This window comes from Streptomyces sp. NPDC005202, assembly GCF_040608235.1.
In the GTDB taxonomy this organism is placed as follows: domain Bacteria; phylum Actinomycetota; class Actinomycetes; order Streptomycetales; family Streptomycetaceae; genus Streptomyces.
Window position 1 is genome coordinate 168493 of the sequence record NZ_JBEXHW010000012.1, and the last position, 18583, is coordinate 187075.

14 protein-coding genes and 3 pseudogenes are annotated in these 18583 nt (G+C 71.9%); 12 read left to right on the forward strand and 5 right to left on the reverse strand.

Features of this window, described 5'->3' with window-relative positions:
- Positions 1 to 243 precede the first annotated feature (243 nt).
- From ABZV31_RS19955 to ABZV31_RS19965, 3 genes are read left to right on the forward strand one after another with little or no spacing between them, the layout of a single operon-like run.
- Positions 244 to 1257: an iron-containing redox enzyme family protein gene (locus ABZV31_RS19955; RefSeq protein ID WP_355895381.1), complete on the forward strand. Its 1014-nt coding sequence runs from the start codon at positions 244 to 246 to the stop codon at positions 1255 to 1257.
- A gap of 21 nt (positions 1258 to 1278) precedes the next feature.
- Positions 1279 to 1932 carry a HemK2/MTQ2 family protein methyltransferase gene (locus tag ABZV31_RS19960; RefSeq protein ID WP_355895383.1) on the forward strand — a complete coding sequence of 218 codons (654 nt, stop codon included), beginning with the start codon at positions 1279 to 1281 and terminating at the stop codon, positions 1930 to 1932.
- 52 nt (positions 1933 to 1984) lie between these two features.
- Positions 1985 to 2143 carry a CDGSH iron-sulfur domain-containing protein gene (locus ABZV31_RS19965; protein ID WP_355895386.1) on the forward strand — a complete coding sequence of 53 codons (159 nt, stop codon included), beginning with the start codon at positions 1985 to 1987 and terminating at the stop codon, positions 2141 to 2143.
- A 325-nt stretch (positions 2144 to 2468) separates the two neighbouring features.
- Here the strand turns inward: ABZV31_RS19965 and ABZV31_RS19970 are convergent, their stop codons facing one another.
- On the reverse strand, positions 2469 to 2900 hold the full coding sequence (locus ABZV31_RS19970) for a protease inhibitor (RefSeq protein ID WP_355895388.1): 432 nt from the start codon (positions 2898 to 2900) through the stop codon (positions 2469 to 2471).
- A 324-nt stretch (positions 2901 to 3224) separates the two neighbouring features.
- Between ABZV31_RS19970 and ABZV31_RS19975 the strand changes: the two genes are divergently transcribed.
- From ABZV31_RS19975 to ABZV31_RS20000, 6 genes and pseudogenes are all read left to right on the forward strand, one after another.
- Positions 3225 to 3776 (forward strand): hypothetical protein, encoded by a 552-nt coding sequence (locus ABZV31_RS19975; RefSeq protein ID WP_355895391.1) that lies wholly within the window; start codon positions 3225 to 3227, stop codon positions 3774 to 3776.
- A gap of 68 nt (positions 3777 to 3844) precedes the next feature.
- Positions 3845 to 4087: pseudogene (locus ABZV31_RS19980) on the forward strand (IS607 family transposase); the annotation flags it as partial.
- A gap of 616 nt (positions 4088 to 4703) precedes the next feature.
- Positions 4704 to 6290: a cytosine permease gene (locus tag ABZV31_RS19985; protein ID WP_355895393.1), complete on the forward strand. Its 1587-nt coding sequence runs from the start codon at positions 4704 to 4706 to the stop codon at positions 6288 to 6290.
- The gene (locus ABZV31_RS19990) at positions 6290 to 6961 is read left to right on the forward strand and encodes a cyclase family protein (RefSeq protein ID WP_355895396.1); all 672 of its coding nucleotides are present in this window, start codon (positions 6290 to 6292) and stop codon (positions 6959 to 6961) included. The genes ABZV31_RS19985 and ABZV31_RS19990 overlap by 1 nt, the downstream gene beginning before the upstream one ends.
- Positions 6962 to 7007: 46 nt before the next feature.
- On the forward strand, positions 7008 to 7703 hold the full coding sequence (locus tag ABZV31_RS19995) for an alpha/beta fold hydrolase (RefSeq protein WP_355895399.1): 696 nt from the start codon (positions 7008 to 7010) through the stop codon (positions 7701 to 7703).
- Positions 7704 to 7801: 98 nt separating this feature from the next.
- Positions 7802 to 8971, forward strand: a complete 1170-nt coding sequence (locus ABZV31_RS20000) for a lactate 2-monooxygenase (RefSeq protein ID WP_355895442.1) — start codon at positions 7802 to 7804, stop codon at positions 8969 to 8971.
- A gap of 61 nt (positions 8972 to 9032) precedes the next feature.
- On the opposite strand, the gene ABZV31_RS20005 is transcribed toward ABZV31_RS20000, so the two are convergent.
- The 3 genes from ABZV31_RS20005 to ABZV31_RS20015 all read right to left on the reverse strand — a co-directional run bounded on the left by ABZV31_RS20005 (position 9033) and on the right by ABZV31_RS20015 (position 11782).
- Positions 9033 to 10685 carry an RICIN domain-containing protein gene (locus tag ABZV31_RS20005; protein WP_355895402.1) on the reverse strand — a complete coding sequence of 551 codons (1653 nt, stop codon included), beginning with the start codon at positions 10683 to 10685 and terminating at the stop codon, positions 9033 to 9035.
- Between the two features lie 470 nt (positions 10686 to 11155).
- Positions 11156 to 11533 (reverse strand): toxin Doc, encoded by a 378-nt coding sequence (locus tag ABZV31_RS20010; protein WP_355895405.1) that lies wholly within the window; start codon positions 11531 to 11533, stop codon positions 11156 to 11158.
- 3 nt (positions 11534 to 11536) lie between these two features.
- Entirely contained in the window at positions 11537 to 11782 is a 246-nt protein-coding gene (locus ABZV31_RS20015) for a hypothetical protein (protein WP_355895408.1), read from the reverse strand.
- A 172-nt stretch (positions 11783 to 11954) separates the two neighbouring features.
- On the opposite strand from ABZV31_RS20015, the gene ABZV31_RS20020 reads away from it, so the two are divergent.
- Complete coding sequence (locus tag ABZV31_RS20020) at positions 11955 to 12458, forward strand: methylated-DNA--[protein]-cysteine S-methyltransferase (protein WP_355895411.1); 504 nt, start codon at positions 11955 to 11957, stop codon at positions 12456 to 12458.
- 13 nt (positions 12459 to 12471) lie between these two features.
- Positions 12472 to 13192, forward strand: a pseudogene (locus tag ABZV31_RS20025) (2OG-Fe(II) oxygenase).
- 241 nt (positions 13193 to 13433) lie between these two features.
- Here ABZV31_RS20025 and ABZV31_RS20030 read toward each other — a convergent pair.
- Positions 13434 to 15862: pseudogene (locus tag ABZV31_RS20030) on the reverse strand (glycoside hydrolase family 2 TIM barrel-domain containing protein); the annotation flags it as partial.
- Positions 15863 to 16125: 263 nt separating this feature from the next.
- On the opposite strand from ABZV31_RS20030, the gene ABZV31_RS20035 reads away from it, so the two are divergent.
- Positions 16126 to 18498: a SpoIIE family protein phosphatase gene (locus ABZV31_RS20035; protein ID WP_355895414.1), complete on the forward strand. Its 2373-nt coding sequence runs from the start codon at positions 16126 to 16128 to the stop codon at positions 18496 to 18498.
- Positions 18499 to 18583 lie beyond the last annotated feature (85 nt).

The window sequence follows — 18583 nt, forward strand, 5'->3', positions numbered from 1 at the left end:
CGGCCCGGCTGTCCAGCCGCCGCTTGGCCGCCGCAACCGTCACGGACGGCAGCGGTCGCCCCGACCGGCCGCCGAACCGGTTCCACCGCCCTGCGCCGCCACCCGGAAGCACCGACCGACCGGCACCGGTCACGCGCTCACTGCGGCCCCCTCCCCCGCGGGAAACGAGGCCCTCGTCATGGCCTCGTTTCCCGTCCGGCTCGGCTGGAGGATGGCCCGGCGCCTTCCGGGTACCCGGGGCCCATGGAACACGATCGCGGAGGACCCGAGCTGCCCCGCGCCCGGGGGCCGATCTCCGCAGCCGTGACGGCGTTCCTGCGGGGCACCGGCCGGCTGCCCCACGCCGAGGACGTCGGCGGAGCGGCCGCGTACGGCGACGACGTCCAGCTCGCCCTGTACCTGTGCTACGAGCTGCACTACCGCGGCTTCGCGGGCGTCGCCCCGGAGCGCGAATGGGACCCGGACCTGCTGCGCGTCCGGGCGGCGCTGGAGCACCGCTTCCTGTCCGCCCTGCGCGCCGACACACCCGGGCACGGCAGCCTCGACGACGCGCTCGCCGACCTCCTCGTCGAGCCGGTCGAGGGCACGGGCGTCACCCACTACCTGCGGGACGACGGCGAACTGTGGCAGCTGCGCGAGTACGCGGCCCAGCGCTCCTTGTACCACCTCAAGGAGGCGGACCCGCACGCCTGGGTGCTGCCGCGCCTGTGGGGCAGGGCCAAGGCGGCGATGGCGGCGGTGGAGTTCGACGAGTACGGGGGCGGCCGCCCCGACCGTGTCCACGCACGCCTGTTCGCCGACCTGATGACGGACCTGGGCCTGGACACGACGTACGGCCGCTACCTGGACGCGGCCTGCGCGGAGGTCCTGGCCACGGTGAACCTCATGTCCCTCTTCGGCCTGCACCGCGAGCTGCGCGGCGCCCTGGTGGGCCACTTCGCCGCGGTCGAGATCACCTCCTCCCCCGGCTCCCGGCGCCTGGCCGAGGCGATGCGCCGCACGGCCGCCGGACCGGCCGCGGAGTTCTTCTACGACGAGCACGTCGAGGCGGACGCGGTGCACGAGCAGGTCGTACGCCACGACGTCATCGGCGGACTGCTCGCCGAGGAGCCGCACCTGGCGCCCGACGTCACCTTCGGCATCGACGCGACCGGACATCTGGAAGACCGCTTCGCCGGGCGACTGCTCGCCGCCTGGCGCGCGGGCCGGTCGTCGCTGCGCACCCCGCTTTCTGCAGATATGTCCCATACATCCTGAATATCGGGGTACCCGCGCGGTGTGAATGCACTGGTACTTCCGGGCGTCTACGTCCCGCAGGAGGACACCGCGTTGCTGGTCGAAGCACTGTCCGACGAGCCTGTCGAACCGGACACTCAGGTCCTCGACGTGGGCACCGGGAGCGGTGCGCTGGCATTGGAGGCCGCCCGGCGGAGCGCCGAGGTGACCGCGGTGGACGTGTCCTGGCGGGCGGTGTGGACCGCTCGGCTCAACGCATGGCTGGCCCGGCTTCCGGTCCGCATCCGGCGCGGAAACCTCTTCGGTCCCGTGCGCGGGCGGTCGTTCGACGTCATCGTGGCCAACCCGCCCTATGTACCGGCATCCGACATACGGCGCGAGCCGCGCGGCAGGTCCCGCGCCTGGGACGCGGGCCGCGACGGGCGCCTCGTCCTGGACCGGATCTGCCGGGACGCTCCCGCCCTGCTGCGGCCCGGAGGCGCCCTGCTGATCGTCCACTCCGCACTGAGCGGCCCCGACCGCACGCTGGACCTCCTGCGCGCGGCCGGCCTCAAGGCCGCGGTGGTACGCCGCCGTTGGATCGCCTTCGGCCCCGTGCTGCGGGCGAGGCAGGGCTGGCTGCGGGAGCGCGGTCTGCTGTCCGCGGGCGACGAGAAGGAAGAGCTGGTGGTCATCCGTGCCGAACGTCCCCTCTGACACCCCCCGCCCCGAGGACACCCCCCGGCCGAAGCCGCCCCGTCGGGTCACGATGCAACGTCGCGGCCCGATCCTCGTCGACGGCCCGGTCGAGGTGGAACTCGAGGACGGCACCACCGTCTCCTCCGACCGCTTCCGCGTCGCCCTGTGCACCTGCCGTCGCAGCCGCCGCTATCCGTGGTGCGACACCAGCCACCGCAGGAGGGCCTAGTTGCTCCGTCCACGAAGGTTGGCTCGGGGCTGCGCGTGCTGTGCCGGGCCGAGCGCCGGGCCCGGGGGCGCGGCGGCCGGCCGCGCCGGGTGAGCATTGAGCCACGCATCCGCCGGCTGGTGCAGGCCACCGCCCTGCTGGGGCGCTTTCCGCCGCTCCCCCCGGCTTCCGGGGGGAGGGGGCGTGATACCAAGGGCCGGCGGGCGGCCCCACTCCGCCCGGCCGGCCCCTGGTGCGAGATCGCAGGGGTCCCCGCGACAGGGGCTCGCACTCCCCATCTGCGGAACCCTTCAGATGTTCACGGGGACCGCGCGATCCCGGTCCCTCAGAACGCGAAGACGCTCGTTGCGGAGGCGTTCTTCACGCACTCGTTGGCGAAGGTGCGTTCGTAGGAGACGCGCTTGCCCTGCCAGACACCGTCGGCCGTGACCACCACGGGGTTGTACTCCCTGGTACACAGCACGTCGCCCCTGGCCGTCAGGGCGTCCAAGTCACCGCCGGCACCGCGCAGTTCGGCGCAGGCCGTGGGCGCGGCCGGGTGGGTGCCGGAGGATGTCGGGGCGCAGTTCAGGGTGACGGCGCGTTCCGGGGTGGCGGTGGCCGCGCTCTCCCCGTGGCCCACGGTGAGCACCAGGGCCGAGGGGGCGTAGAGCGAGGCGGGGGCGGCTGGGGTGGCGACGGCGGCCCCGGTGAGGGGTCCGCAGACGGCGGTGGCCGTCAGGCCGAGGGTCGCTGCCCAGCGCGCGGTGTTCCGCATTGTGTGCATCCTTCCGCTTGGTTCGATGGGTTGCCGGACCCGGCTCGGTCGGTGCCGGACCGGCGTGCGGGAGTCTGCCGAGTCCGCCGCCGAAACTCACATCCAACCCACGGGTTTCGGTAACGTTACGTATTGAAGCAGTGGCGTGAAGTCACAGAATTCGAACGTTCCAACCCCCAATCTGCGCGGTTGCCGATCACCTGATCCGGCCGGATGGCTTGATTCCCCACGTCCGTTAATCGTCCTGAAACATTCCGGTTCCGCTCTCGGCGGACTCCCCCTCAGCACCTTGTGTTCATGTTCGAGGCGAGTAATCGTCATTACATGATTACGACAGAGCAGCGAGAGAAGCTGCGCGGCTGGTTCGCCGGCCGCCTGCCGGACGACCTGTTCGAGGAGCTGGTCGAGGTGACGGTCGACCGCGAGGAGATCACCGTCATCGGCCGCATCCCCGCGCCCCGGCTGGCCGAGGACGCCTCGGCCACGGAGAAGGAGGCAGCCGTCCAGGGCCGCGTGCAGGAGTTCCGGGAACGCACCCGGGAGGCCCGCATGGCAGTGGCGCGCGAGGCCGAGCACCGGTTCCGCCGGAAGGTGTCCTGGGGCGTGGAGTGCGACGGGGAGCGCGCCCTGTTCACGCACGTGGCCGCGCCCGTCATGACCCGCCTGCGGCAGCCCGAGCGCCAGGTCCTCGACACCCTCGTCGCGGGCGGTGTCGCACGCAGCCGCAGCGATGCCCTCGCCTGGTGCGTGCGCCTGGTCCAGCAGCACACCGACGACTGGCTCACCGAGTTGCGGGAGTCCCTGGAACACGTCCAGCGGGTCAGGGCTCAGGGGCCCGACACGGAGCCCAAGGACGCCCCTGACGGGGAGGGGTAATTAACTGTTCGCCTTCGAGGTCGTTTGAGTGAGCGTGACTTCGATGGGGTGAGCATCGTTGTGAGGGTGTGAAGCTGACGGAGTGGGCGAGAGCGCAGGGTGTGCATCCGCAGACCGCGTATCGCTAATTTCGTGAGGGCATCTTGCCGGTACCCGCGCAGCGGGTTGGGCCACGCATGAACCTGGTGAACGTTGAGGCCAACGCGGCGCCTGAGGCTGTCGGTGGTGTGGGCCTGTATGCCCGGGTCTCCTCCCGTGATCAGAAAGCGGACCTGGAACGCCAGATTGCCCGGCTGTCCACGTGGGCGTCCAGGGCCGGCCACCGCGTCGTCCGGGTTGAGGCCGAGACCGGTTCGGGATGAACGGGGCGCGTGCCAAGGCCCGGCGTTTGCTGGCCGATCCCGAGGCGATCGGAAGGCGCGCCCAGGGACACCCCATCCGGCGACGGACGGCACCGCCCCCACACGACCAGAGCGATCGTGCGGGGCATCGGACCGCCCAGGCCCGATGGGAGGTCCCTGGGCGTGAGGGAACCCGCCCCCGCATTCCCGGACCACGGACACGATCCGTCGACGCCGGATGCATTCCCGGACCACGGACACGATCCGTCGACGCCGGATGCGGAGCGAACGCGGAGAACCAGAACGCCCAACACCGTTCGGGGCGTTCGGCTGAGCATGAGTCCTGGCAACAGGACTCACTCCCGCTCAGTCTTTAGGAACGGTGATCGACAGGTGGAGGATCCGTCCACCTGCGGCAGAAAATATGGATGAATCGTCCTCTGGTAGGGCTGTTGCGCGGAGCCATAACGTCGAAAGACCCCCGAGGACGGCATCCGGTCCCGCCGCACACCCCCGTGGCGGCACGCGGCCGTCCCGCCACCGCGCCACCACGCGCTCCACCGTCGTCCCCCCCGCTGGAGCCCCCTTGTCCTCGACACCCGACTCCTCCCCCGCAGCACCCTCGCTCACCGAGGTCGAGACCTACGGCGTCGAGCGCATCCCCGACGCCGACCGCACCGCGACCCCGCTGGACCTGTTCCGGGTCGCCTTCGGCGGCGCCAACACCTTCTCCACCTGCGTCCTCGGCGCCTTTCCCATCCTGTTCGGACTCTCCTTCTGGCAGGGCCTCGCGGCCACCGTCCTCGGCGTCGTGGCGGGCGCGCTGATCCTGTGCCCGATGGCGGTGTTCGGCCCCGTCAACGGCACCAACAACGCGGTCTCGTCGTCGGCGCACCTCGGTGTGCACGGCCGTGTGGTCGGCTCGTTCCTGTCGCTGCTGACCGCGATCGCGTTCTTCTCCATCTCGGTGTGGAGCTCCGGCGACGCCCTGGTCGGCGGTGCGCACCGGCTCTTCGGCCTGCAGCGCAGCACGGTCTCGTACGCGGTCGCCTACGCGCTGTTCGCGGGGCTGGTCCTCGCGGTGTGCGTGTACGGCTTCCGTTTCATGCTGTTCGTCAACAAGATCGCGGTGACGTCGGCGAGCGTGCTGTTCCTGCTGGGCGCCGTCGCCTTCGCCGGCGACTTCGACCCGTCGTACGCCGGTGTCTTCACCGCCTCGGCGGACGCGGCGACCCAGTCGATGTTCTGGCCTTCGTTCATCGGCGCGGCGCTGATCGTGCTGTCCAACCCGGTGTCCTTCGGCGCGTTCCTCGGTGACTGGTCGCGCTACATCCCGGCCGCCACCCCGCGCCGCAAGGTGATCGGCGCCGCCTTCCTGTCGCAGATCGCCACACTGCTGCCGTTCGTCTTCGGCCTGGCCACCGCGAGCATCATCGCGGCGAAGGCCCCGAAGTACGTCGACCCGGCGGCCCCCGACTTCGTGGGCGGACTGCTCGCGATCTCGCCGGGCTGGTTCTTCCTGCCGGTGTGCCTGCTCGCGCTGATCGGCGGCATGTCGACGGGTACGACGTCGCTGTACGGCACCGGGCTGGACTTCTCCTCGGTGTTCCCGAGGCTGTCCCGGGTGCAGGCGACGCTGCTGGTCGGCGTGCTGTCCATCGCGTTCATCTTCATCGGCCGGTTCGGCCTGGACCTGGTGCAGTCGATCAGCACCTTCGCAACGATGATCATCACCTGCACCACGCCGTGGATGGTCGTGATGACCCTCGGCTTCTACACCCGTCGCGGCTGGTACGACCCGGACGCGCTGCAGGTCTTCAACCGCCGTCAGCGCGGCGGGCGGTACTGGTTCGCGCACGGCTGGAACTGGCGCGGCATGACGGCCTGGTGGGTGTCCGCGCTCGTGGGGGTGCTGTTCACGAACATCCCGGGGCAGTTCGTCGGCCCGCTGGGCAACCTGGCGAACGGCGTCGACATCAGCCTGCCGCTGTCGATGGTCGTGGCCGCGGTCCTGTTCCTGGCGCTGCTGTGGCTGTTCCCCGAACCCCGGGCGGCGTACGGGCCCGAGGGCGCCCGGCTGGCCCGTACCGTCGACGTGCCGGTGCCGCCGATCACCGGTCCCGGCGCCAAGACCGACGCCGCGACTCCGGTGCCGGCCGCCGAGGCCGGCTGATGACCGGCTGGCTCGACCTGTCGGTGCCCGTGGTCACCGGGATGCCCGTGTACCCCGGTGACCCGGAGGTCACGGTCGCCCCCGCCCTGCGGGCACCGACGGACGGCGTCAACGTGCTGCGGCTGCATCTGGGTTCGCAGTCCGGAACGCACGTCGACGCGCCCTACCACGTCGACGACGCCTGGCCCCGCCTGGACGAGCTGCCCCTGGACCGGTTCGCGGGGCGCGCGGTCGTGGCCGACGTCCGCGGCCTGCCGGCGCGGGCGCCGATCACACCCGGCCTGCTGGCACCCGCGCTGAGCCGGCTCAGGCTGCAGCCGGGCGCGGTGCTCCTGCTCGCCACCGGCTGGTCGGCGTACTGGGGCACCGCCGAGTACCTCGCGCACCCCTGGCTGACGCCTGAGGCGGCCGAGGCGGTCGTCGAGGCGGGTGTCCGCACGGTCGCGATCGACGCGCTGAGCGTCGACCCCCTGCCCCAACCGGGCGATCCCCACCCCGACTTCGTACTTCCGGCCCACCGGGTGCTGTGCGGCGCGGGCGGTGTGATCGCGGAGAACCTCACGGGCCTGGAGCGGCTGGTCGACGCCCGGGACGTGGAGGTGTTCCTCTTCCCGCTGCGGCTGCCCGGCGCGGACGGGGCGCCGGTGCGGGCGGTCGCCCGCGTGGGCTGACCGGCGGCCGGGGGCCGTTGTCGGACCCGGCCGCTACGGTGCGGGCATGACTCAATTCGTCTTGGTGGCGGGTGCGTGGCTCGGTGCGTGGGCGTGGGACGAGGTGGCGGGCGACCTGCGGGCGGCCGGGCACGACGTCCACCCCCTGACCCTGTCGGGCCTCGCCGAGAAGCAGGGAGCACCGGCCGGGCAGCAGACGCACGTGCAGGACGTCGTGGACGAGGTCGAGCGCCTCGGCCTGCGGGACGTCGTCCTGGTCGGACACAGTTACTCGGGGATCCCGGTCGGACAGGCGGCCGAGCGGATCGGGGAACGGCTGCGGCGCGTGGTGTTCGTCGACTCCAACGTGCCGGCCGACGGGGAGTCGTTCCTGTCGGGCTGGCCGAGTGAGCACGTGCGGCAGGCGATCGCGGACAACGGCGGCTTCTGGCCTCCGCCGGCGGCGGGCGACTACGCGGGCCAGGGGCTGACCGACGAGCAGATCGAGCGCATCGTGGACGGCGGGACCCCGCACCCGGGCGCCACGCTCACCGAACCTGCCGTTCTCAAGCGTCCCCTCGGCGAGCTCCCGGCGACGTACATCAAGTGCCTGCTGGACGGCGACGAGCCGATACCCGCCGTGGCCGAACTCCTCGGGAGCGAGCGCTGGGAGCTGGTGGAGATGGACACCGGCCACTGGCCGATGTTCTCCCGGCCGCGTGAGCTGGCCCGGATCCTGCACGAGTCGGCGGCCGGAACCTGAGTCGGGCGCGGGTCCGTCCCCGGCGGGCAGACCCGCCCCTACCTGCCAGTATCGTCGGGGTGCAGCGCGTGCTCAGCGACGAGAGGCGGGACGGACGGATGGCGAAGCACTGGGCGGACTTCCAGTACGAGATCTATCTGAACGGGATGACGGGTGCCGTACCCAGACTGCCCACCGATCTGACCCGCCTGGAGGAGCTGACCGAGCAGCGGCTCGGCCCCGGCCCGGTGGGCTATGTGGCGGGCAGCGCGGGCAACGGCAGCACGGCGCGCGCGAACCGGGCGGCCCTCGACCGGCGCCGGATCGTGCCGCGGATGCTGCGGGACGTGGACGAACGCGACCTGTCGGTCGAGGTGCTGGGCCGCGGCCTGCCCGCCCCGCTGGCGCTGGCGCCGGTCGGCGTGCTGTCGATCATGCATCCGGACGCCGAGTCGGCGGCCGCCCGGGCCGCCGCCGCGCAGGGCGTGCCGTACATCCTGTCGTCGGCCTCCAGCACGCCCATCGAGCAGGTCGCGGAGGTGATGGGCGACGCCGAGCGCTGGTTCCAGCTGTACTGGGCCAAGGACCGCGAGGTGACGCGGAGCTTCCTGAACCGGGCGAAGGCGTCCGGGTTCAGCGTCCTGGTCGTCACGCTGGACACCCCGCTGCTGGCGTGGCGCCCGCGCGACCTCGACCAGGCGTATCTGCCGTTCCTGCACGGCGTGGGCACGGCCAACTACTTCTCCGACCCAGCCTTCCGGGCGGGCCTGGCCAAGCCGGTGCACGAGGACCCGAACGCGGCGGTGATGCACTTCGTCGGCATGTTCGCCGACCCCGGCAAGACCTGGCCGGACCTCGAGTTCCTGCGGGAGAACTGGGACGGCCCGATCGTCCTGAAGGGCATCCTGCACCCGGACGACGCCCGCCTCGCCGCCGACGCCGGGATGGACGGCGTGGTCGTGTCCAACCACGGCGGCCGCCAGGTGGCCGGTTCCGTGGCGGCGGCCGACGCGCTGCCCCGGGTGGCGGAGGCGGTCGGCGACCGGCTGACCGTCCTGTTCGACAGCGGCGTCCGCACCGGCGACGACGTCTTCAAGGCCCTCGCCCTCGGCGCGCGGGCGGTGCTGGTGGGACGTCCGTACGTCTACGGGCTCGGCCTCGACGGTCAGGCGGGCGTCGAGCACGTGATCCGCTGTCTGCTCGCGGAGTTCGACCTCACCCTCGCCCTGGCGGGGCACGCCACCCCGGCCACCGTCGGCTCCGGCGACCTCGTCGAGGACACCGCCTGACCGCCCCGGAGCACCTGCTCGTCGTGGTCGCCTCCCGTGCGACGGGAGGCGACCACGGCGCTCACGTGGTGGTGTCCGACAGCTCCACCGGCCGGGCGGACGGCGCGCCCGTCCCGGCGATCGACAGCGAACCGGGGCTCACCGGAACCGAGTCGGTCAGCCAGCGTTGGGCGGTGGAGCCGTCGCGGACCTTGACGACGACATCGGCGTCCGGGTTCGGCGTGGTGGAGGTAAGAGCGAGCCCCTGCTGCCAGCGGGTCAGCAACTCCCCCTGCACGGTGAGGTCGTAGCGCACGTCGGGGCCCCGCTCGGCGGCCGCGTCCGCGCAGGTGCCGAGGATGACGACGCCGGCGTCCGCGTGCGAGTCCAGGCACAGGCCGGGATCGGCCACGCTGCGCAGCAGCCCGTCGTTCTCCAGCGACCACTGCTGGGTCCACGCGGACGAGCACGCCGCCAGCTTGGCGGCCGCCCCGGCCTTCGGCTCGCCCCGGATGTCGAGGCAGAGGTCGGCTGCGGCGTTGCGCAACCGCGTCTGCCGGGTCGCCGTGGGCAGTCCGGCCGTTCCGGGCGACGACAAGGACCCGGCGGGCGGGGCCTGGGAGTCGGTGCCGGGTACCGTGCCGCGTTCGCCGGTCACTCCGGTGGACACGGCCGGGGCGGCCGCGCCGTCGTCGTGCGACCACAGGCTGACGCCGAGCACGGTCGCGAGCAGTCCGGCCGATGCCAGCCCGACGCCCGTGCGCAGCGCCCGGGAGGGCCGGGGCCCGCCGGGGATCCGGCGGCCGAGGGCCGGGATCCGGGACAGCAGCCGGTGGCGGCCACCGCCGGCCGGCCGTCCGGCGCCGTGCCGGGCGGTGCCCTTCGGGCGCGTTCCGTGGTGCGTACGGCCCCGCCGCGAGTCGAGGTAGCGGCGTGCGCCCCAGCCGAGCACCGCCTCGGCGAGCAGAACGCCCGACCTGTTCTCGATGTGGCTCAGTTGTTCGGCGGCGTCACGGCAGTAGCGGCAGTCCGCCAGATGCCGCTGGACGTCCGGCAGCAGCGCGCCGCCGCGCCGGATGGGCACGTCGAGGAGGCGGTTGTAGAAGCGGCAGTCGTCGGTCGGCGCGAGTTCCCGGTGTGCGCGGACACAGCCCTCGCGGAATTTCTCCCGCGCCTGTTCGAGGGTGGCTTCCGCGGTGTCGGCGTCCATGCCCAGCAGACCGGCCGGGACGGTCATGGGTTCGGCCTCGACCTCGGTGTGCCACAGCAGACACCGGGCCACTGCGGGAAGTGCCTCGAAAGACCGCTGGGCGAGCCTGCGGTTTTCCGGTGTCATGGACACTGCCGCACGCATGCCCCGGCCCCCGGCGGGTTTCTGCAACTGCGGGAGAAGCCCGGATATCCGGTCCTCGGCGGACCACTGCCGGACGGTGTCCCGCACGGTCACCAGGAGCCGGGGGCGCAGCGCCACGCCGGGTTCGCCCAGCGTCAGACGGTCGAAGACCTGGTGGAAGGCGGCCGCGGTGATCATGGCGGCGATCTGCGACGAGGAGGCGAGGCAGATCACCGCGTACTCGTGGACCGGCTGCCAGTGCCGCGCGATCAGCAGGGCGACGGATTGGGCGACCTCGCCGTCCGTACTGCCTCTGAGCCGGGCGGCGAGATACTCGTCGGATTCTCCGGGAACACCGCCGGGCGGCGGGTAGGGAGGAAGAGGGGGGTGGGGGGTGAGCACGGAGCGGATTCCTTTGGTGCGTACCTGTGTGGTGCAGGTGCGAGGGGGCGTTGAATTCAACCGGCGGCGAATCGGGCCCGGTTCGCCAACTGTCCCTTGAGAACCGGCCGTTGCCCCCCGCACGGGTAGGTCACCCTTGCACAACCGCATGAGGGCCAACAAGGCAGTCGGGCAACATCCGCATCATTTGACGCCATCATTGAAGGAAAGTCGGAAAACGGGCCGGCGCAGGTGGCTCGCACCGGCATTGGACTTTCATGCGCCCCGTGTGAAGCACGCGCACACACCGACGTGAAGCACGCGTACACACCGACGCGTCACGCACGCTCCCGGCGCACCGGGCCCTGTCGTCCACTGGAGTCGGCCCCTCGGTTCAGGCCCCGCAGGACAGCGGCTCCCCTGCGCGTGACGGCCGCCGGCCCTGTTCCTCCTGCCCACGGTCGGCGGCCCCGAGGGCGGGGCGAGCGGCGTCAGATCTGCCAGGAGCGCAGCCGGTCGGCGGCGCCGTAGACGTCGGTCTTGCCGGACATCAGATCCCGCGCGAGGTCGACGAGGGCGCCGTAGGGCGGGTCGATGCCCACGCCGCTGACGAACATGTACGCCACGGCCGTCGCGCAGGCGAAGCGGGCGTTGGCCGAGGGCAGGGGTTTGAGCAGGGCGAGGGTGTGCAGCAGCGCGGCGGCCCGCCAGGCCGGGTCGGAGTCCACACCGAGGCGGGGCGGGTCCACACGATGGCGGGCGACGGCCGCCACTAAGGCCGAGAAGTCGTTGATCGTGGGCTGGTCCGGCAGGACTTCCTCATGACGCTGGAGCAGCCAGGGCACGTCGATGTGGATGACAGGGGTCATCGGTCAGGCGGCCCGTCCCTCGCCCTTGGTGGGCGGCTCGTCGTCGGGGAAGGCGGCCGCGAACTCGTCGGCGTGGGCCGCGAAGAACTGGCGGAAGGCCTCGGCGCCCTCCTGCAGGGCCCGGTGCCGGGCTATGTCGGCGGCGGCGGCCTCGCGCACGAGCGCCTTCATCGACGTACCGCGTTCCTTGGCGATCTGCCGCAGGTCCTCTAGCTCGCGGTCGCTGAACTCCACATTGAGCGCTGGCATGCCTTCACGGTACCGCGCGGGTACTTACTCGTAAATACCCGCAGGTCACAGCCTTGGGGCTGCGGTACCGCAGGGTGTGAACGCCATGTCCGATTCCCGCCGGACATCGTCCCGGCGCAGCACCAGACTCGAAGAGAGGAAACCACGAGCGGAAGACCAGGAAGAGGGCCTCATGACCGTGCACACGACCCACGACAGCCCGCTGGGCGCGCTGCTGCTGGTCGGCGAGGAGTCGTCCGACGGCGTCACGCTCACCCGTCTGTCCATGCCGGGCCGGCGCGGCGCCCCCGCCGTCCGCGCCGACTGGCGGCGCGACGACCGGGCGTTCACCGAGGCGACCCGCCAGCTGTCCGCGTACTTCGCCGGACACCTGACCCGCTTCGAGCTGCGGCTCGCCGCCGAGGGCACACAGTTCCAGCAGCGGGTGTGGCAGGCGCTGGACGACATCCCGTACGGCACGACGACGACGTACGGCGCACTGGCCGAGCGGCTCGGCGTGCCCCGGGCCGAGATCCGTGCGCTGGGCGCGGCGGTCGGCGCCAACCCGCTGCTGCTGGTCCGCCCCTGCCACCGGGTGATCGGCGCGGACGGCTCGATGCGCGGCTACGCCGCCGGTGTCGAACGCAAGGTGCGGCTGCTCACGCACGAGGGCACGCTGCAGCCGATGCTCGGCTGAGGAGAAAACGGCCATGACCCTCACCACCGAACGGGTCGCCCGCCGGGTCGCCGCCACCGACTGGGCCGCGCTCGCCGAGGAACTCGACGAACACGGCTGCGCGCCGACCGGGCGGCTGCTCACGCCCGCCGAGTGCCGTGACCTCATCGCGCTGTACGACAGACCGGAGCTGTTCCGGACCACCGTCGACATGGCACGGCACCGCTTCGGCTCCGGCGAGTACCGCTACTTCACCCACGACCTGTGCCCCGGTCGCCGCCCTGCGCGCCGCGCTCCACCCGCGCCTGCTGCCGATCGCCCGTGACTGGGCGGCCCGGCTCGGCCGCCCGGCACCGTGGCCGGACGATCTTCAGGAGTGGCTTCGACGGTGCCACGAGGCCGGGCAGGACCGCTCGGCGCAGATCCTGCTGCGCTACGGCGCGGGCGACTGGAACGCCCTGCACCGCGACGTGTTCGGCGAGATGGTCTTCCCGCTCCAGGTGGTCGTCGGGCTCGACGCGTACGGAAGCGACTACACCGGCGGCGAGTTCCTGATGGTCGAGCAGCGGCCGCGGGCGCAGTCCCGGGGTGTCGCCACCGTGCTCCAGCCCGGGCACGGGCTGGTGTTCACCACCCGGGACCGGCCGGTGCGCACGAAGCGCGGCTGGTCGGCCGGGGCGGTGCGGCACGGGGTGAGCACCGTACGCTCCGGTCGGCGGCACGCGCTGGGGCTGGTCTTCCACGACGCGTCCTGACGCCGTGGCGGCGACCGGCGCCGCCCTGTCCGCGCGCCGCCCACAGCCACCTGCGGCGGGAACTGCGCTCCCAGAAAAGACGGTTGAGGTCCTCCACGTGCTCGAGATGGTCGTCGAGGGTGGCCCGCAACGCCCGCACCCGATCGGGCGTTCGGGTGCGAGGCCGTCCAACGCGGCGTCGGCGGCGGGGCGATCCCGCTGCGCTGCGAGGTGTACGAACCCGACACCGGGCCTCGGGTCCGACGCCGGCCAGGGAGCCGCCCGACACGTCGAAGGAGATCAGGTGCTCGGCGTCGGGCACGACCACGCCGCGCGCGTCGACGACGTCCGCGGTCACGAAGACCAGCGAACGGCCGTCGGCCGCCAGGGACTTCCGGTCGGGCGTGAGGCGGACGGCGTGCGGCTCCCCCGCCGTGCGCAGGACATCGGTGGCCATCACTCTGCCGTCCCGCCGGGCCACCGCCTTCAACTCGCCCGGCGCGTACGGCACTTTCCACATCAGGTGCAGCTTGCCCGCGCTGCCGTTGGGGCTGGTGTAGCTGCCGGGGTAGGGGCCGTCGGTGAAGGTCTTGTCGCCGCCGGTGGCCTCGGTGGTCTCCAGATAGGTGCGGCCGTCGATGGTCTTCTTGGTGTCGAACGTCCGCGTGCCCAGCGACTTTCCGTTGAGGAACAGCTCGACGGACTCGACGTTGGCGTACGCCCAGACCTCGACCGTGTCGCCCTCCGCGTGGTTCCAGGTCATGGGCACCAGGTGGACCATGGGCTCGGTCGTCCACTGGCTCCGGAAGAGGTGGTACATGTCCTTGGGGAAGCCGGCCGTGTCGACCGCGCCGAAGAAGGACGCCTTCACCGGGAAGACGTCGTACGGCGTGGGCTCCCCGATGTAGTCGATCCCGGACCACAGGAACTGCCCGGCGAACCACTTGCGGTCCCGGTCCTTCTTGTGGCCGTACTCGCCGCTCATGGTCCAGGAGGCGAGGTTGTTGTCGTAGGAGGAGGTCGCACGCTTGCCGGGTGTGTGGTTCTCGCCGGTGTTGAGGTGCTCCGGCTCCTGGTACGTGCCGCGCGTCGAGGTCTCGGACGACGACTCGGACTCGAAGAGGAACAGGTGCGGGTAGGCCGCGTGCAGCGCGTCCACCGACTTGGCGGTGTTGTAGTTCAGGCCGAGCCCGTCGAGCTTGGCGAGCATGAGGTCGGCCGGCGAGCCCTTCTTCGGCACACTGCGGTACTTGTCCGAGCCGATGACGAGCGGACGGGTGTCGTCCGCGGCCCTGATGGCGCCGATGATGCGGTCGGCCATCGCGAGCCCGGCCGTGCTGGTGGAGTCCGGGATCTCGTTGCCGATGGACCACAGGACGACGGCGGGCGAGTTGCGGGCGGCGAGCACCATCTCCGTGGCGTCCTTCTCGCACCACTCGTCGAAGAAGCGACCGTAGTCGTACTTGGTCTTGCCGGTGCGCCAGCAGTCGAACGCCTCCACCATCATCACGATGCCCAACTCCTCGCAGACCTGGATCATCTGCGGGGAGGGCGGGTTGTGGGAGGTGCGGAAGGCATTGACGCCCATCGACTTCATGATGGTCATCTGCCGGCGCACGGCGTCGATGCTGATCGCGGCGCCGAGCGCCCCCTGGTCGTGGTGCAGGTCGACGCCCTTGATCTTGGTGTGGGTGCCGTTGAGGTGGAAGCCCTCGTCCGGGTCGAAGCGGTAGGTGCGGATGCCGAACGTGGTGGTGCAGGCGTCGGTGCTCCTGCCGCCGACACGCAGTTCGGTCCTGAGGACGTAGCGGTGCGGGGTGGCGAAGTCCCACAACCTGGGTTTCGCCACCGTGAGTTCGTGGATCTGCGTCTTCTGGCCGTCGACCGTGACCGTGGAGGCCGCATGGGCCACCGTCCGGCCGTCGGGTTCGACCACCGTCGACCTGACCTCCACCTCTGCCGTGGCACCCGATTCGTTGACCACGGAGGTCTGCACCCGGACCACGGCCCGCTCGGCGGTGATGTCGGGCGTCGTGACGTAGGTGCCCCAGCGCGCCACGTGCACCGGCTCGGTGATCACCAGGCGGGCCTCGCGGTAGATGCCGCTGCCGGAGTACCAGCGGCTGCTGGGGAGCTGGTTGTGGACCTTGACCGCGATGACGTTCTCCGTGGTGCCGTCGGTGTGCAGCAGGGCGGTGAGGTCGAAGGCGAAGCCGGTGTAGCCGTAGGGGTGCCGGCCGACCTCGGTGCCGTTGCAGTAGACGTACGAGTCCATGTACACGCCGTCGAACTCCACCGAGATCCGCTTGCCGGCATGTGCGGGCGGCAGCGTGAAGGCGAGGCGGTACCAGCCGAGGCCGCCGGGGAAGAAGCCGGTGCCGCTGGTGGTGCCGTGGTCGGTGGTCGGGGTCTGCTCGATACTCCAGTCGTGCGGGACCGCCACCCGGCGCCAGGCGGAGTCGTCGTAGCCCGGCTCGGCGCGTCGGCGTAGGCGCCGGTGGGGTCGGTGATGCCGCCCGGGTTGACCAGCGCGAAGCGCCAGCCGTCGCGCAGGGGGATGGTGCGGCGGCCGGGTGCGCGTACCGTGGCCTCCACGGTCTCCGCGGCCCCGGCGGCCGGGGCGCCCAGAAGCGCTCCGGCCGCCGGGGCTGCCGTACCGGCGATCAAAACCGATCTGCGCGTGACCGTCATGGCGGCTCTCCTTCATTCCCTCATCAGGGCCCAGAAGTAATCACAACTGATCGTGAACAAACAGATTCTGACGGTGTGGCACATGTGACCGTCAAGGGTGCGGTGACACGCTTCTGTCCCTGGCGTCACATCGGCCGGAGGTTCCCCTTGACCGCGAGCACCCGGACGGCAGGGGTTCCCGACCGCACGCAGCCGGGACGCACTAGGCTGGAACTCAAGTGACGCACCTGTTCACTGTGAGTGTGCGCGATGGAGTGGCGACGATGAGCCCGGTGTATCCGGTCGACGATGCCGCCACGGCCCGGGCCGTCGTCGACGAGCACGGCGTCCTCGTCGAGTGGAACGAGGGCGCGCGCCGGCTGCTGGGCTGGACGCCGGAGGAGGTCGTGGGCCGGCCGGCCGTGGACCTGCTGGCCGAAGGCTCCCACGCCGCCCTCCCCGAGGAACGCCGCTGGCACGGCACGCTCACCCTGCGGCACCGCGACGGCCGTACCGTCTCCGTCTGGGTCCTGGTCCACCACAGACGCCCGGAGGACGGCGGCGGCTGGCTCCTGGTCACTCCCCTGGAGGGCGGTGAGCCGCCGGGGCCGGACGACCCGCTGTCCCGGGCCGGGCTGATCCAGTCACCCTGTGCCGTCGCCATCTATGACGACCGGCTGCGCCTGCACGGCATCAACTCGGCCATGGCCGAGTTGATCGGCGTCCCGGGAGAGCGGCTGCGCGGCCTGCGCCACTCCGATATCGGCGGCCGGCCGCAGAGCGAGGACATCGAGCGGCACATGCACCAGGTGCTGACCACCGGCCGGGGGCACGACGTGCGGACGTACGTGCCGACCGGCGGCGGCCGGATGAGCGCCTGGCTGGCCCGCATGTCCCCGATCATCGGCGACGACGGCCGGGTGCGGGGCGTGTGCGTCGCCGCCCACGACTGCACCGAGCAGTACCTGGCGCAGGAGCGGCTGCAGCTGGTGAACGAGGCGAGCGTCCGCATCGGCACCACACTCGACGTCACCCGGACGGCCCAGGAACTGGCCGACGTCTGTGTGCCGGCCCTCGCCGACTTCGTCAGCGTCGACCTGCTGGACCTGCCGGAGCACGGCGGCGAGCCCTTCACCGGGCCGCTGACCGTGCCGGTCACCCTGCGCCGCGCCGCCCACCAGTCCGTCACCCCGGGCAGTCCCGAGGCCGTGACCATGCCCGGGCAGAGGGAGGTCTATCCCCTCACATCGCCCCAGGGCGCCTCCCTGCTGGCGGGCCACTCGATCGTGGTGTCGAAGGGGGCGGGCGACCTCGAGAAGTGGCTCTCCTGGGATCCGGAGCGCAGCCGGCGGATCAACCAGTACGGCATCCACTCCATGATGTCGGTGCCGATCCGGGCCCGGGGCATGACCCTCGGAGTCGCCGTCTTCACCCGGTTCCGGCAGCCCGCCCCCTTCATGCCCGACGACGTGCTGCTGGCCGAGGAGGTAACGGCCCGCGCCGCCGTCTGCATCGACAACGCCCGCCGCTACTCCCGCGAGCGCGAGACCGCCCTCGCCCTGCAGCGCAGCCTGCTGCCCCGCTCCCTGCCGCGCACGCCCGCCGTGGACGCCGCCTCGCGCTATCTCCCGGCGGCGCGGACGGGGGTGGGCGGCGACTGGTTCGACGTGATCCCGCTGTCCGGGATGCGGGTCGCCATGGTCGTCGGGGACGTCATCGGGCACGGGGTGCAGGCCTCGGCCGCCATGGGCCGGCTGCGCACCGCCGTGCGCACCCTCGCCGACATCGACCTGGCCCCGGACGAGCTGCTCACCCACCTCGACGACCTGGTCTCCCGGATGTCCGCCGAGGCCGGCAGCGAGGGCCGCCCCGGCGAAGTCGGCGCGACCTGCCTGTACGCGGTGTACGACCCGGTCTCCCGCCGCTGCACGCTCGCCCGCGCCGGGCATCCGTCGCCGGTGCTGGTTCCGCCCGACGGCCCGCCCCGCCACATGGAGCTGCCGGCCGGTCCCCCGCTGGGGCTGGGCGGGCTGCCGTTCGAGTCTGCCGAGCTCGACCTGCGCGAGGGCACCGTCCTGTCCTTCTACACCGACGGGCTGATCGAGAGCCGGGAGCGGGACGCCGACGTGAGCCACCGGCGGCTGTGCGAGGCGCTGGCCGACCTGACCGACTCCCTCGACGAGACCTGCGACCGGGTCCTGCACGCCCTGCTGCCGCCGGGCGGCGCCTCCGACGACGTGGCCCTGCTGCTCGCCCGCACCCGGGGCCTGCCACCCTCCCAGGTGGCGACCTGGGACATACCCGCCGACCCGTCCCTGGTCGCCCCGATCCGCAAGCAGGTCGTCGAGCAGCTCGACGCCTGGGGGCTGAGCGAGGCGGCGTTCACCACCGAACTGGTGGTGAGCGAGCTGGTCACCAACGCCATCCGGTACGGCACCCCGCCCATCCGGCTGCGTCTGATCCACGACGAGACCCACCTGATCTGCGAGGTGTCCGACACCAGCCACACCGCTCCGCACCTGCGCCGGGCCAGGACCTGGGACGAGGGCGGCCGCGGTCTGCTGCTGGTCGCCCAGCTCACCCAGCACTGGGGCAGCAGGCACACCACCGAGGGCAAGACGATCTGGGCGGAGCTGAGCCTGCTCGACGATTCCTAATGGAGATGTCAAGCGGCGGACGTGACGGGCGGTATGGGGTCGTAGCACCGTCCGTCACGCAGGAGGGCCCACATGACGTTGACCC

Coding starts and splice junctions, on each gene's coding strand:
- ABZV31_RS19955 (WP_355895381.1), top strand. CDS start 244: ATGGAACACGATCGCGGAGGACCCGAGCTGCCCCGCGCCCGGGGGCCG.
- ABZV31_RS20010 (WP_355895405.1), bottom strand. CDS start 11,533: ATGACCCCTGTCATCCACATCGACGTGCCCTGGCTGCTCCAGCGTCAT.
- ABZV31_RS20035 (WP_355895414.1), top strand. CDS start 16,126: ATGAGCCCGGTGTATCCGGTCGACGATGCCGCCACGGCCCGGGCCGTC.
- ABZV31_RS19995 (WP_355895399.1), top strand. CDS start 7,008: ATGACTCAATTCGTCTTGGTGGCGGGTGCGTGGCTCGGTGCGTGGGCG.
- ABZV31_RS19990 (WP_355895396.1), top strand. CDS start 6,290: ATGACCGGCTGGCTCGACCTGTCGGTGCCCGTGGTCACCGGGATGCCC.
- ABZV31_RS19965 (WP_355895386.1), top strand. CDS start 1,985: ATGCAACGTCGCGGCCCGATCCTCGTCGACGGCCCGGTCGAGGTGGAA.
- ABZV31_RS19970 (WP_355895388.1), bottom strand. CDS start 2,900: ATGCGGAACACCGCGCGCTGGGCAGCGACCCTCGGCCTGACGGCCACC.
- ABZV31_RS20000 (WP_355895442.1), top strand. CDS start 7,802: ATGGCGAAGCACTGGGCGGACTTCCAGTACGAGATCTATCTGAACGGG.
- ABZV31_RS20020 (WP_355895411.1), top strand. CDS start 11,955: ATGACCGTGCACACGACCCACGACAGCCCGCTGGGCGCGCTGCTGCTG.
- ABZV31_RS19975 (WP_355895391.1), top strand. CDS start 3,225: ATGATTACGACAGAGCAGCGAGAGAAGCTGCGCGGCTGGTTCGCCGGC.
- ABZV31_RS20015 (WP_355895408.1), bottom strand. CDS start 11,782: ATGCCAGCGCTCAATGTGGAGTTCAGCGACCGCGAGCTAGAGGACCTG.